General features: G+C 63.5%; 13 protein-coding genes and 1 tRNA gene. 11 read left to right on the top strand and 3 right to left on the bottom strand.

Going from position 1 to position 13517, the window contains the following annotated elements; translation table 11 throughout:
• Genes JIN84_RS00490 through JIN84_RS00450 form a run of 9 tightly spaced genes read left to right on the top strand, consistent with a single transcriptional unit; the run spans position 1 to position 9042 of the window.
• Complete coding sequence (locus JIN84_RS00490) at positions 1–1446, top strand: DUF1254 domain-containing protein (protein ID WP_200349049.1); 1446 nt, start codon at positions 1–3, stop codon at positions 1444–1446.
• Positions 1443–2411, top strand: coding sequence for an AAA family ATPase (locus JIN84_RS00485; protein WP_200349048.1), 969 nt, complete (start codon positions 1443–1445; stop codon positions 2409–2411). The genes JIN84_RS00490 and JIN84_RS00485 overlap by 4 nt, the downstream gene beginning before the upstream one ends.
• A gap of 10 nt (positions 2412–2421) precedes the next feature.
• A complete protein-coding gene (locus JIN84_RS00480) occupies positions 2422–3390 on the top strand; it encodes a DUF58 domain-containing protein (protein WP_200349047.1) in 969 nt (322 codons plus the stop codon).
• Complete coding sequence (locus JIN84_RS00475) at positions 3387–3848, top strand: DUF4381 domain-containing protein (protein ID WP_200349046.1); 462 nt, start codon at positions 3387–3389, stop codon at positions 3846–3848. Before JIN84_RS00480 ends, JIN84_RS00475 begins: the two co-directional genes overlap by 4 nt.
• A complete protein-coding gene (locus JIN84_RS00470; RefSeq protein ID WP_325099537.1) occupies positions 3812–4873 on the top strand; it encodes a VWA domain-containing protein in 1062 nt (353 codons plus the stop codon). Before JIN84_RS00475 ends, JIN84_RS00470 begins: the two co-directional genes overlap by 37 nt.
• On the top strand, positions 4870–5784 hold the full coding sequence (locus tag JIN84_RS00465; protein ID WP_200349045.1) for a VWA domain-containing protein: 915 nt from the start codon (positions 4870–4872) through the stop codon (positions 5782–5784). Before JIN84_RS00470 ends, JIN84_RS00465 begins: the two co-directional genes overlap by 4 nt.
• Positions 5781–6413 carry a tetratricopeptide repeat protein gene (locus JIN84_RS00460; RefSeq protein ID WP_200349044.1) on the top strand — a complete coding sequence of 211 codons (633 nt, stop codon included), beginning with the start codon at positions 5781–5783 and terminating at the stop codon, positions 6411–6413. Before JIN84_RS00465 ends, JIN84_RS00460 begins: the two co-directional genes overlap by 4 nt.
• On the top strand, positions 6410–7411 hold the full coding sequence (locus tag JIN84_RS00455) for a BatD family protein (RefSeq protein ID WP_200349043.1): 1002 nt from the start codon (positions 6410–6412) through the stop codon (positions 7409–7411). Before JIN84_RS00460 ends, JIN84_RS00455 begins: the two co-directional genes overlap by 4 nt.
• Positions 7408–9042 carry an esterase/lipase family protein gene (locus JIN84_RS00450; protein ID WP_200349042.1) on the top strand — a complete coding sequence of 545 codons (1635 nt, stop codon included), beginning with the start codon at positions 7408–7410 and terminating at the stop codon, positions 9040–9042. Before JIN84_RS00455 ends, JIN84_RS00450 begins: the two co-directional genes overlap by 4 nt.
• Positions 9043–9075: 33 nt before the next feature.
• On the opposite strand, the gene JIN84_RS00445 is transcribed toward JIN84_RS00450, so the two are convergent.
• On the bottom strand, positions 9076–9429 hold the full coding sequence (locus tag JIN84_RS00445; protein ID WP_200349041.1) for a hypothetical protein: 354 nt from the start codon (positions 9427–9429) through the stop codon (positions 9076–9078).
• Positions 9430–9644: 215 nt separating this feature from the next.
• Between JIN84_RS00445 and JIN84_RS00440 the strand changes: the two genes are divergently transcribed.
• Positions 9645–10490 (top strand): putative polyvalent protein kinase domain-containing protein, encoded by an 846-nt coding sequence (locus tag JIN84_RS00440; RefSeq protein ID WP_200349040.1) that lies wholly within the window; start codon positions 9645–9647, stop codon positions 10488–10490.
• 328 nt (positions 10491–10818) lie between these two features.
• On the opposite strand, the gene JIN84_RS00435 is transcribed toward JIN84_RS00440, so the two are convergent.
• Positions 10819–10893 (bottom strand) — tRNA-Asn (locus tag JIN84_RS00435).
• Positions 10894–11166: 273 nt separating this feature from the next.
• On the opposite strand from JIN84_RS00435, the gene JIN84_RS00430 reads away from it, so the two are divergent.
• Positions 11167–11640, top strand: coding sequence for a hypothetical protein (locus tag JIN84_RS00430; RefSeq protein ID WP_200349039.1), 474 nt, complete (start codon positions 11167–11169; stop codon positions 11638–11640).
• Between the two features lie 88 nt (positions 11641–11728).
• Here JIN84_RS00430 and JIN84_RS00425 read toward each other — a convergent pair whose 3' ends face one another.
• Complete coding sequence (locus tag JIN84_RS00425) at positions 11729–13240, bottom strand: glycosyltransferase (RefSeq protein WP_200349038.1); 1512 nt, start codon at positions 13238–13240, stop codon at positions 11729–11731.
• Positions 13241–13517: the final 277 nt, after the last annotated feature.

Genomic DNA, 13517 nt, shown 5'->3' with positions numbered 1-13517 from the left:
ATGAAAACCAGAACCTTCCTCGGCGCGTTCTCCGCCGCCTCGGCCTTGCTCGTTCCGCTACCCTCCGGAGCCCAGACCTTTGAATTCAAGGGCGGCTATCCGACGCAGGAAACGGTCCGAAAGGCTTACGACAGCCTGGACCTGAACCGCGCCATCCAAGCCTACCGGATCTTCTACCCGACGGTGTCCGGCTACGCGATCCTCAAGGGCAACGAGAAGCTCGGCATCTTCCCCAACAAATCTTCGGGAACGCTCGACACGCAGCCCAGGCACGTCGGCTACACGCTCAACTCGGACACCCCTTACGCGCCGCTTTTCCTCGACCTCACGGATGGCCCCATGGTGGTGGAGTTGCCCGCCGGGCCGCTGATCTGCATCGCGATGGACCTCAACCAGCGGTGGGTCGCGGATCTCGGCGTGCCCGGCCCCTCGGCAGGCAAGGGTGACAAGGTGGTCTTCCTCCCTCCCGGCTACAAGGGCGGGGACCCCGCGGGCTACCGGGTCGCGCGTTCCACGACGTTCCGGATGCTGGTCGGCGTGCGTTCCCTGCCCGTGGGTGGAAACGTCCCCGAGGCGGTCGAACGCATCAAGACGATCAAGGTCCGTCCGCTGGATGGAGAACCGGACAAGAGTGAATCCGATTGGAAGGACCTGACGCCCATTCCCCAGGACACCACCCCGCTCGCGTGGGAAACCAATTTCCAGTATTGGCAGGCATTGAATGATGTCGTGCAGAGCGAGCCTCCCTTCGACGGATATCGTGACGCCTATGGCGAGCTGGCCGCGCTGGGGATCGAAAAGGGCAGGCCCTTCGAACCGGACTCCCGGATGAAGGACATCCTCACGGAAGCCGCCCGGACCGCGAACGCGCAGATGCGCGTGGAGTCCTTCGCGGACCGCCGCGCCGACCGCATCGTCTGGCCGGACCGGAAATGGGAGTGGGCCGCGCTCCGTTTCGAGGACGGCGATTTCAACGCCACCCACCACGTGGACACCTATGCCAGGGACAAGTGGTTCTTCCAGGCCATCGGCTCCTCGCCCGCCATGTTCCGGCGGGACACGAAGGCCGGCTCGCTTTACTGGCTGGCCCAGCGCGACCGGACCGGGGCATTTCTGGAGGGTGGCAAAACCTACAAACTCTCCGTCCCGCAACCGGTGCCCGCGCACCTTTTCTGGTCGGTCACGGTCTATGATGCCGAGACCCGCAGCCAGATCGCGACGGAACAGGGCAAAGCCGCCCTGCGGTCCCTCTTCGAACTCAAGGACGAGCCGCAAAGCGGCGTGACGGAGCTTCATTTCGGACCTCAGGCTCCGGAGGGACAAGACAAGGTATGGATCAGGACGATCCCCGGCAAGGGATGGTTCGCCTACTTCCGCATCTACGGACCCGGAGAAGCCGCGTTCGATGGAACCTGGAAACCCGCCGACTTCGAGGAGGTGAAATGAGCGCACGAGAAAAGATCCTCGACCTGAAGCAACGCGTCGCCGCATCGATCATCGGCCAGGACGCGGTGATCGAACGGCTGCTCATCGCGCTCCTCACCAATGGCAACGTCCTGATGGAAGGGCTGCCCGGCCTTGCGAAGACCCGTGCCATCAAGACGCTCGCGATGAACATCGAGAGCCGCTTCAGCCGCATCCAGTTCACGCCGGACCTGCTGCCGGCGGATGTGACCGGATCGGACATCTATTTCGAGGAAGGAGGCAAGGGCCGCTTCCAGTTCCAGGAAGGCCCCATCTTCGGCAACCTCGTCCTGGCGGATGAAATCAACCGCTCGCCCGCCAAGGTGCAGGCGGCGCTGCTGGAGGCGATGGAGGAACGGCAGGTCACCGTCGGCGGAACCACGCACAAGCTGCCGGAGCTTTTCATGGTGCTCGCCACCCAGAACCCCATCGAGCAGGAGGGCACCTACCCGCTGCCGGAAGCGCAGATGGACCGCTTCCTCATGCACATCTTCATCCACCAGCCCGGCGACGAGGATGAGTTGGAAATCCTCCGGCTGGTGCGCGGCGAGGATGCGGCGGGCGGGATGAAAATCCCGGCGGCGCCCGTGCCTGAGCAGGTCATCTTCGACGCGCGCAAGGAGGTCGGCGCGGTGAAATCCACCGAAGCGATCGACCGCTACATCGTCTCGATCATTTCCGCGACACGGAATCCCGGCAGGTATGACAAGGACCTCGGCCGCTGGATCCATGTGGGCGCGAGTCCCCGGGGCACCCTGGCGCTGGACCGCGCCTCCCGCGCCCGGGCCTGGTTGGAAGGACGCGGCCACGTCATCCCGGAGGACGTCCAGGCCGTCGCGGCGGACTGCCTTCGCCACCGCATCATTCCCAGCTACGACGCCAGCGCGGAAGGGAAGAGCAATGACGACTTGCTTTCCTCCCTGCTCAAACTGGTGGCCGTCCCATGATCCGATTCCCATGAACGAAGCCATCCTGCCGTCCGTGAAACCGTCCGCCCCACCGCCGGTGCCGGGCGTTTACGCGGACATGGGGGAGCTCGTCCGGCTGCGGTTCAAGTCCCGCGGCATCAGCCTGCTGCCCGCGCAGCCGCTCAACTCCGTGCTCGCGGGGAAACACGCGTCCCGCCTGCGCGGCCGGGGCCTGAACTTCGAGGAAATCCGCCGCTATCTGCCGGGCGACGACGTCCGCCAGATGGATTGGAAGGTCACCGCGCGCACCCGCACCCCGCACATCCGCGTCTACACCGAGGAGCGTGCCAGGGAGGTGGTGCTGGTGGTGGACCAGCGTCTCTCCATGTTTTTCGGCAGCCGCAAGAACTTCAAATCCGTCACCGCCGCGGAGACCGCCGCGCTCTCCGCCTGGAGGGTCATCGCGGCGAAGGACCGGGTCTCGGGCATCGTATTCGGGGATTCGGACCTGACGGTGGTTCCTTCCGGCGGCAGTCCTCCTCAGGTGATGCGTCTGCTTTCCGCCGTGGTGGAGCGGAACCGTTCGTTGGGAATCGACCGTGGCATCGTGCCGGGTCCGCAAATGCTCAACACCGCACTGTCACGCGCCGAACGGCTGGTCGCGCATGAGGCCCTCGTCGTTCTCATTTCCGACGGCCAGGGATCGGATGAGGAAACCCGTGCGATCCTCAGCCGCATCGCCGCGCACAACGACGTGGTGGTCGCGCTGGTGCATGATCCGCTGGAGGGAGAGCTCCCCACCGCGGGGAATCGTGTTTTCGCCAGCGGTGGCCTCCAACTGGAGGTGGATACCTCGGACGCCGCGCTGCGCGAAACCTTCCGCGAGGACTTCCAGAAACACCTCGAAACCGCCCGGCGCTACCTGCTCCAGCGCGAGGTGCCGCTGCTTCCGGTCAGCACCGCATCCGATGTCGCCCCGCAGATCCGGAGATTGCTGGGAACCCGCGTCCGCCGATGAAAGAAGACCCCGCCAGTCTGGACCGCCTGCACGATCTGGTGCTTCCGCCGCCGGTGCCGTGGTGGCCGCCCGCGCCCGGCTGGATGATCCTGCTGGCGGTTCTCGCGGTCCTTTGCCTGATGTTCCTGGTCTCCCGTTTCATGAGGTGGCAGGCGGATCGTTACCGGCGCGAGGCGCTGGCCCTGCTGGATGATCCCGCCACGCCGCCCGCCGAGTGGTCCGCCATCCTCAAGCGTGCGGCGCTGGCCGCGTGGCCTCGCGAGCAGACCGCGCATCTGACGGGAAAGGACTGGCTGGCATTTCTGGACCGCACCGCGGGAATGGATTTGTTTTTGAAGGGACCCGCCCGTCATTTGGAAAGCATCGCCTTCGCGCCCGCCGGGCAGGCGGATCTCGTGCGGCTGAAGACCGCGGCACGCGAGTGGATCATCCGCCACCGGAAGGAGGTGGCGCCGTGATCACGCTGGCGTCCCCGTGGTTGTTGCTAGTGCTGCCCCTGCCGCTGCTGTCGCGCGCCCTGCTGCCTCCGCATCGCGAACCGCGCCCTTCGCTCCATGTGCCGTTTCTCGACAGGCTTTCGCGTGTCACGGGCCGCCAACCCGGCGAGGGAGCATCGGTGCCGGTTGGCACCCTGGGCCGCAGGTGGGTCATGCCCTTCGTCTGGCTCTGCCTGGTGGTCGCGCTCGCCAGACCGCAGTGGATCGAGCCACCGGTCTCGAAGGCCTTGCCGACGCGCGATCTCATGATCGCGGTGGATCTCTCCGGCTCCATGGAAACAAAGGATTTCACCGATGCGTCCGGGAAATCCGCCGACCGCCTCACCGCGGTGAAGCAGGTGCTTGATGGATTCCTTTCCAAACGCGAGGGGGATCGTGTGGGCCTGCTTTTCTTCGGCACGGCTCCGTTCGTCCAAGCCCCTTTCACCACCGATCTGAAGGTGTGCCGCCAGCTCCTGGATGAGGCGCAGGTCAGGATGGCCGGGCCGCAGACCGCCTTCGGCGACGCCATCGGCCTCGCGATCACCCTCTTCGAACGGAGCACGATGAAGCAGAAGGTCCTCATCGTGCTGACGGATGGAAACGACACCGCCAGCCGCATTCCACCCGCGAAGGCGGCGGAAATCGCGAAGGGCAAGGGCATCGTGATCCACACGGTCTCGGTCGGAGATCCGCGTGCCGCGGGAGAGGAGGCGCTGGACGTGCCCACGCTCCAGGCGGTGGCTGCTGAAAGCGGAGGCATTTATTCCGCCGCTTCCGACCGCAGGCAGCTCGAACAAATTTATGAGAAACTCGACGCGCTGGAAACCCTCTCCACGGAAACGGTCAGCCGCCGTCCGCGCCGGGACGTCCACCATTGGTTCATCGCCGCCGCCTTCGTTCTTTCCGGAATCTATCAGACGGTGCTCGTCCTGATGCGGACCTTGAGATTCCGCCCCGCGCGGGCACCCATCACGGAGGGGCGGGAGGTCCCCCTGGTTTCATGATCCATGACTTCCATTTCCTCCGCCCGGCGTGGTTTTTCGCCCTCGCTCCCCTCGCCCTGCTGCTGTGGGGCATGCGCCGTTCGTCGGATGCCGGCATGCCATGGCGCGGCATCATCGCGGACCATCTGGCCCCCTATCTCCTCCAGGCGGGAGCATCGGAAAAACGCGACGGACCGTGGTGGCTCATCCTGTGCGGCTGGCTGGTCGCGGTGGTCGTCCTGGCCGGACCGTCGTGGCGGAGGGAACCCTCGCCCTTCGCCGACGATGTGGCGGCCCTCGCCGTGGTCATCCGCATTTCCCCATCCATGCGCACGGAGGACATCGCTCCGGACCGTCTCACCCGATCGGTCCAGAAGGTTCACGATCTCCTGTCGCGCCGGGGAGGCTCGAAGACCGCTCTCATCGCCTACGCCGGCAGCGCCCATCTGGTCATGCCCGCCACCACGGACGCGGCCATCGTGGAAAGCTTCGCCGCGGCGCTTGATCCTTCCATCATGCCGGAGGAGGGCGACGCGGCGGCGGAGGCCCTGGCCATGGCCTCGGCTTCATTGAGGGAAGCCGGGGGAGGTTCCATCCTCTGGATCACCGACGAGGTCGCGTCCGGAGAAATTCCGGCCATTCAAAAATGGAGCGGAAGCACGGGACATGCGGTCAGGCTGCTCGCGCCGCTTCCGGACACCCGTCCTCTCGAAGCCGCCGCCTCCGCTGCAGACGCGGAGGTGGTCCTCCTGCGCCCGGACGATTCCGACATCGACGCCCTCGAACGTGCCGCGAAATTCGCTCCGGCGGTGACGGGCGGCGGCGACACGCGCTGGAGCGATGGCGGCTACCTGCTGGTCCCGCTTCTCCTGCTTCTGATCCAACCCTTTTTCCGCAGGGGCTGGATGGTTCCCATCGCCGCCAAAGCATGAAACGCGCCCTCCAGACCGCGGCTCTCCTCCTTGCCATCACGCTTGGCGCGGGTTCGTTGCGGAACCCGCAGTTCTGGGAATCGGACGACCGGCGCGGTGACCGGCTGATGCGGCGACATCTCTATCAGCAGGCGGCTGTCGCTTATCAGGACGCCTTCCGCAGGGGCGTGGCCCAATATCGCGACGGACAGTTCGAGGCGGCGGCGGGCACGTTCGCCCGCGTCCCGGGAGCGGAGGGATTCTACAACGCCGCCAACGCATGGCTGATGCACGGCCAGTATGAACGCGCCATCGCGACCTATGACCGCGCGCTCTCCATCCGCCCACACTGGAAGGAGGCGGAGGAAAACAAGGCGATCGCCATCGCCCGCCATGACCGCATGGACGCCTCGGGGAAGAACCGCGATCAGGAATCTGCCGATGCCTATGACCCGGACGAAATCGTGACGGATGGGAAAGGCGGCAACGAAAACGACAAGGACCGTGAACCCTTGGACGGAGACGCCTCCGACGCCGCCCTGCAAGCCACCTGGCTGCGCAGCGTGAAGACAACTCCGGCGCAGTTCCTCAAGGCGAAGTTCGCCTGGCAGGCCCAGGCAAGGACCTCCCAAGCCCCTCCCCCACCATGATGCGGCTCCTCATCATCCTGTTGCTCTCCATGCCATTCACCCGTGGCGAAGAAGAACCCTTCGCCCGGGCCCGCATCGGCACGGAAGGAGAAATCTGGACCGGCCAGAAGGTCACGCTCGTGGTGGAACTTCTCGCCCCGGGCTATTTTACGGGAGCCCCCGCATTCGACCTGCCGAAGATTCCCGGCTGCCTGATCGTCCCACCCGTCAGCTCTCCCGTGGTGAGCAGTGAAACCCGGGGTGACCGGACATTCACCCTCCAGCGTCACGAACTCATGGTGTTCCCCCACCGCCCGGGGAAAATCGAAATCCCTCCGTTCCAGGCGCGGTTCTCTTTCAAGCGGGCGCCCTTGGACAAGGATCCCGTCGCGGCATCCGTGTCGGTCGCCGCCCTTGCTTTCGAAGTCTCAGTGCCTCCGGGGGATGCCGCGCGGGCGACGGTGACTTCGGCGGATCTCAAGGTATCGGAATCATGGAGCTCCGAGCCGGGAAAGCGGGCGAAGCCGGGCGATGCCTTTGTCCGAACCATCACCTGGTCCGCATCGGATCTCACCGGCATGGCATTCCCGCCGTTTCCGGACGACAGGATCCCGGGCCTCGCCATCTACCGCAAGCCGCCCTTCGTGGAGGATGCCAGCGACCGTGGCGAACTCCGGGGCGGCCGGGTGGATGTGATCACCTACGTCTGCAAGGGCGGAGGAAATTTTGTCATTCCGGCCTACCGGGTGCGTTGGTGGGATCCGGCGAAAAAATCGCTGCAGACCGTGGAGTTCCCGCCGCGCGCCTTCACGGTTTTCGTCCCTCCCCCGCCCCCCGAACCATTTTCCCGCAGGGCTTCGCGTTATCTCCGCGCCCATGGACGGGAAACCGCCCTCGGGCTGGCGTCGCTCATCCTGGCCGTTTCCACCTTCCGTCTCTGGTGGCCCGTCGTCGTCCGTTTTCAACAACGCCTGCGGCCCCGCCATCTTCCACCCTTGAACCCGTTCCCTTCCCCATGAACCCACCGAGATTCATCGCCCCGCTTTCGATCGTATTCCTGCTCTGCCATTGCGCCTCCACCACCTCGGTGAAAAACCACGTGCCGCGTCCTCCGGAGGACGTGCCTGCGGAGGTCGCGGAAGAGAACCGCCGGACCATGGCACTGGCAAAACGCGATCCCGCCGGCTCGCTGGGTTTCGCGCTCTCCTCCGCCCGTGCCATGGAGAACCGCATCATGGCCGGCGATCGTTCGCCCGCCACGTTCAACGCCTACAACTACGCCGTGGCCCGTGCCGTGGATGCCATCGACAAGGCCGGGCTCGATCCATGGGCCGCTCCTGTCCTCGTTCCGGGGACCGGCGGCGCATGGCGGCTGCGTGCCAGCCTCGCCCGGCCAGAGCCCCGCCTGACGCCTTCCAACTACCGGATGATTTCCGTCGATGCCTTCAACGTCGGCGGCACCTATTTCAAGACCCTCGAAAAAAAGGATGGCGTGGGCGCGCCTGTCGCGGTGGTGGTGAAACACCCCGACAAGAGCCTCAAGCATACCCTCAGCGAGACCACCATGTACGGGACCGCCACCGTGACGATATCCTTCCAGGGCGACCGCGCCGACCTCGTCCTCCACGAAAGCCTCCGCGAGGACGAGGTAACCCTCAAGGGCCGCACATTCCCCCTCGCGGCGGACTACAGCACGCCGCTGGCCCTGCTGCTGGATCACCAGAAGGTGGAGAAACTCGGCCTCGTGCGGCTGCTCGATCCCGAGCGCTACGCGGACACCGCCCGCCTCACCCGGCTCCAGCTCTACGATCCCGAACGTGTTCCCGTCCTGCTGGTCCATGGACTGGACTCCACCCCCGCGACCTGGACCCCGATGCTGAACGAACTCCGGGCGGACCCCGTCATCCGCAAGCGATGCCAGTTCTGGGTCTTCAGCTATCCGAGCGGCTACCCCTATCCCTACTCCGCCACCCTCCTGCGCCGCCAGCTCGACGCCATCGGCAGACAATTCCCGGGCCACAAGCCCGTCGTCATGCTCGGCCACAGCATGGGGGGAGACATCGCCCGGCTGATGCTCACCGATTCCGGCGACACCCTCTGGCGGGCTTATTTCGGCAAACCTCCGGAAGAAACGGTCATCCCCGGGAAATTCCGCGGCCAGCTTGAGGAAACGCTGGTCTTCAGGCATCGCCAGGACATCTCCCGCACCATCTTCATCTCCACCCCCCACCGTGGCAGCGAGATCGCCATCAACTCCTTCGGCCGCTTGTTCTCGCGCCTCGTCCGCGTCCCGAGACTGCTGGCGGACACCCGCGACGCATTGGTGAATGTGATCACCCTGGACGCCACCGCCCTCACGCTGGACCGCGCGCCCAGCAGCATCGACACGCTGGCACCCAACAACCGGTTTGTGAAAGCCATCGGCAAAATCCCCATCGCCCGGGAGGAGAAATACCACTCCATCATCGGAGACCGCGGCAAGGGCGACACTCCTCATTCCAGCGACGGAGTGGTGCCCTACTGGAGTTCCCATCTCGACGGCGCCCTCTCCGAAAAAATCGTCCCCTCCGGCCACAGCGCCCACCAGAACCCGCAAGCCATCGCCGAAGTCCGCCGCATCCTCCTGCTGCACTTGAGGGACGCACCTTGATGACTTGCCGGGCTGTGGTGAACTGGTGACGAATCAGATGATTCGTGGCACACCGGAAGCCCGGTCTTCATGGCTTTCTCCGATCAAAATCAGGCCAAGCGACATCTCCAGCTGGTTCGCCATATCCTCCAGTGTCGATGTTTCACCTTTAAAATAAGGCGCTTCGTTTCTCAACGTCTGCATGGTCCCATAAATCTCGTTCAGAAGCGACTTGGGAACCAAATCGTGGCCTTTCAACTGTTTTGCAAGCTCCTTCACACAAGAATGGAGTTCGCCAAAAGCCTCTCGGCCCACGACGCGGGTTGTCTGCAACGGGATAAGAAAGTTGCTCACCGCGTCCCGGATACGTGGTCCGGTGATCGATATGATATCGTCGACGTTTTTCATTTTATTGATCCAGAATGCCTTCGAATGGCATTTGCCGATGGATGGTCACCTCGCCGGCCCGGAATGAACGGCGGAGTGGCAAACTTCGGACGCCGTTCAAACGAGGTTCAGTCCGCCACACTTCAACCTGAAGAGAGGTTCAAGTCGATGGCAAACCGTTCCCGTAACGGCAACCCAACGGCAACAGGCCCTCTGAAAGCAAACCACTCCCGGCTATGTTGTATCCATTGCCGGAAACCTTCTACCTGTGCCGCATCGGGAGGCCGGTGGATGATCGCGGCAGCGTGAAAAGCGAGGGCGCGTCGGTTTCTGAGTGCGGCTCTAGGATTTTGACTGGAGGCGCCAGCCGAAAGGGGCTACCATGGCGGCAGTTGAATGAAACAGAACGCTTATCTGAACCGGATCGCGACCGCCCGCTCTGCGACGCCTGCAACGAGCTCGCGGGACGCTTACGCCCAAGTGGACCGGATGGCGAAATCGACGAATGGTCGCTTTATGACGAAAGTTTCCGGCGACTCGTCGAGTGGGCCGAAGGATCGGGATGCTTCTTCGAAGGGCTCCAACCGTTGAAGGAAGGCGGAAGGGAGCACGATCTGACGTTCATCGAGGAAAGCCGCACGTGGCTCAAGTTTACCAAGCCTGCCGCGGCGGGTTACGTGGTTACCTTCAATTTCGGAGCCCCCGCGTTGGAGCCCGCGCTTCCCTTGGAATATCTGGAAAGGCTCCTATTACAGAACGAAATTTTCGCCGACCGGGTTTCTTTCGTCGGTGTGGCCGGGGAACGCCACCGGCCCCGAATCGTGACCCGGCAGCCTCATATTCGCGGGGAGGACGCCACCCCGGACGAGATTGTTTTCCTCATGGCCGAACTCGGCTTCCAGCCGCTTCCTGCGCGGTTTTCCATAGGCTATGCCGACTCGCTCGCATTCATCCGTGAGGACGTGGCTGTGTTCGATCTGCGGCCCGCCAACGTGGTCAGGACCAAAGAGGGCTTGATCGTTCCCATCGACGCCATTCCGTTCCGTCTGACCCCCGAAGCGCGGGAGATTCTGGCTGATTGAGACTTCCCTGCCGATAGGCGACCGGTCTGCCGTACTTAGTTTCCGCTGTAACCTCCATCGGCCCAGATGACCTTCGGCAACCGTAGGAATTCTCCGGCAGACCTCGGAGGAGGTCCCGGGCTCCATCCCGGTCCTGACATCGGCGGTGGTGACTCTCAGTGCGGGCAGGTGCAATTTCCCTGCCGTCAGAGTCGCGGATTTCGTAGCGGTTTCCGATGGACCCATCCACCCGCTCGCGGATGCGCGCACGTGCCTACAAAAAGTGCCTACAGCGGATTTGATGGAAAAAAATAAAGCCCCAACCGTTTGAGGTTGAGGCTTTTGAAAGTGGCTCCGGCGGTTGGGATCGAACCAACGACCTAGTGATTAACAGTCACCCGCTCTGCCGCTGAGCTACGCCGGATTTGCTTCCTTGCGGACGCGGGCGGACCTTGGGATTTAGGACCGCCATGTGGCAAGGGAAAAATGCCACGTTGTTTGAAAAATGACGATTCTCGTGATTTTTCAACAATCCCAAGGATTCGGGACGGATGCCGCGCCGATGTCTCGGTAGAGAATCCAGGCTTCAGGGGTGTCCCTGTCCGGCAGGTTTCCCCGCCCGGAAAGACCGGAGGCATGCGGGCTGGCCGGATTCTGACTCCTTGACAGGAACGAGGGGAGGAACACGATGGCAGTGATGAAAAAACTGATACCCCTGCTCTGCCTGTCGCTCGTCTGCGGATACGCCCGATCGGAAGACGCTGCCAAGGATCAGGTCCATCCCACCGGATTGACGATCGTGGTCATGGATGACGCGGCCAAGGTGCTGGACTCCGTGAAGGTCGCGGATGACAAGAAGTCTTACGAGATCACTTTCAAGACAAGCGATGCCACGCGCAAGATCAAGGTGGTCGCTCTCGGGAACCGGACCGATGCGTCATTGCCGAAAGACGTTTTCATCACCGGCAAATCCAAGGCCGACCTCGGCGGAATCGGCAAGGTGGTGGTGACCATCGATGAGGGAAAGGTGATTTCGATCAAAGGCGACGGCTTCGGTGCCTTCGTCCTCACGGATGAAATCAGGAAGGGCGTGCTCGGCGACCTCAAGGAGGGAAAGCAGGCGGATCTGACGCTGATCGAGGAGCTGGTGGATGACGACGGGGAATCCTGATCAGAAATGACACCCGGCCCGGCACGCTGGCGCACCGGGCAGGTTCGGGACCATGTCAGGCCCCATGGGCGGCGGGGAGAGACCGGGCTCAGGCGGCGGAGATGGATCGACGGGGTGTCCCGCAGCCCTGGTCCATCCACCAGGCGAGGACCAGCTCCGGGTGATGGCGGCGGTTCGGTCGGTCGAGCTCCGCCCGGGGACTGGCGGTGGCCCAGACCGCAGGCTCGGCGGAGAACCATTTCTTGTTCACGAACAGGCATTCCACCACCTCGGGAAAACCATGGATGAGTCCGCCGTAGTTGTTGGCGTGCAGGTGGACGAGGTGGTGGGTCTCCAGCAGTTTCCTCACCACCGCCTCGCGGGTTTCCCAGGAATACCTGCTTCCCACCCCGTCGAGCACTCCGCAGTTCGGCAGGTGATGGAACTCGATGGCGAGTTGGGCGCAGCGTCCGAGCACTTCCGGCGGACAATCGTCCAGCAGCCCATATTCGCGCCCCTCCACATCCATCTTCATTGAAAAATCCGGGAGATCCGGGCGGGCCGTTGCCCCGTCCTCCGGCATGTCCCGCACGAGCCTGCCGCATGCCTCCACCCATGGCTCCAGCCCTTCCGCCGTCCCGGCCGGGAGATCCTGCGTGGAAATGACCCTCGTCCCGGCGGAAGCTACCTGCCGGTTGAATTCCGTGTCTTTTCCCAGAGCGAGCAGGTAGGCGCTTTTCCCCAGAATTTCCTCGCTGAGCACGAACGCCGCGTCGTTTTCCGCGCCGTAGCGTTTCAACCAGGGACAGGCGCGCGGAATGAACAACGTTTTAAGGAGCGCGGCACGGGGTTCACTGTGTTCAAGGAACCTGCTCCGGATGTCATCCCGCCATGAAACGTATCCCCGCCGTCCCCAGGTGAATGACGCGTAGCCGTGGCGCACCACCTGATGGGCGAAAAACCGCGTCGGGTGCACGATGACGCCGGCGGATCTGGCGAGATGTTGGTTCTCCCGTATTTCCTCGATCGACAGATCCGTGCCAAGCGTCCGCCGGACCGCTTCCGACCAGACCTCCGGCCCGGTGTAGTAGTGGACGCAGTCGTCCCGCTCCAGGTCCACGCCACCGTCCGCCCGGACGCGTTCGGCGATCAGATCGAGCACCACCCGGAGAACCGGGTGTCCCGCCGGAGACGGGATCACCCATTGGCAGAACCATGGTGTCCCGCCCTCGCCGGAGAGGTGGAGCATGCCCTCGTCCTCCGGAGGGAGCCACGTGCCGATGGGCGTGAGGCAATAGGTATCCACATCCGCATAGAAACCACCGTGGACCAGCAGCACGCCGTAGCGCCACATGTCCGCCTGCATGACGCCGAGCGGCAATGAGTCGAACACATCGAGATATTCCGGCAGAAGCTCCGCGAACAGCGAGCGGCTCTCCGAATTGGAGACGAGTTCGAGACGCCATCCCGGATTGTGATCGAGCCAGGTCCGGCGGCATTCCCCATATTCCTCGGGGAGATGGTCCGGTGATTTGCATACCTGCCAGATGACCTTTTCGAGGGTTGCGGTCAGGGAGGCGGCGGGTCCGGCGGGCGATGGCGTGTCAGATAGGGAGATCATTGGAAAAGACGGCTTTCATGTAGGCGGGGAAACGGAAATGGAACGCAACAACCGCCCTCTTCCGGGAGGAAAAAGCGCGATCACCGCCGCGGCAATATATAGATAAACCACCATGAAAATCGATCAAAATCATGGGCTTTTTCTTTATTAAAAATAGATATGTTATTCGCGCTTCACCGCGCCTGTATGGATATGCCTTCCGGCGGAAAAAATCACCTGTGGCGGGCATCCGCAGCGCGGCCATTGGAGGATTCCGGAGTCCGCGCTTCATCGCGCT

Origin of the sequence: Luteolibacter yonseiensis (genome assembly GCF_016595465.1) — a bacterium.
Taxonomy (GTDB): Bacteria; Verrucomicrobiota; Verrucomicrobiia; order Verrucomicrobiales; family Akkermansiaceae; genus Luteolibacter; species Luteolibacter yonseiensis.
The sequence above is the reverse complement of the archived record's forward strand: the minus strand, read 5'-3'. Positions and strand labels throughout refer to the sequence as shown.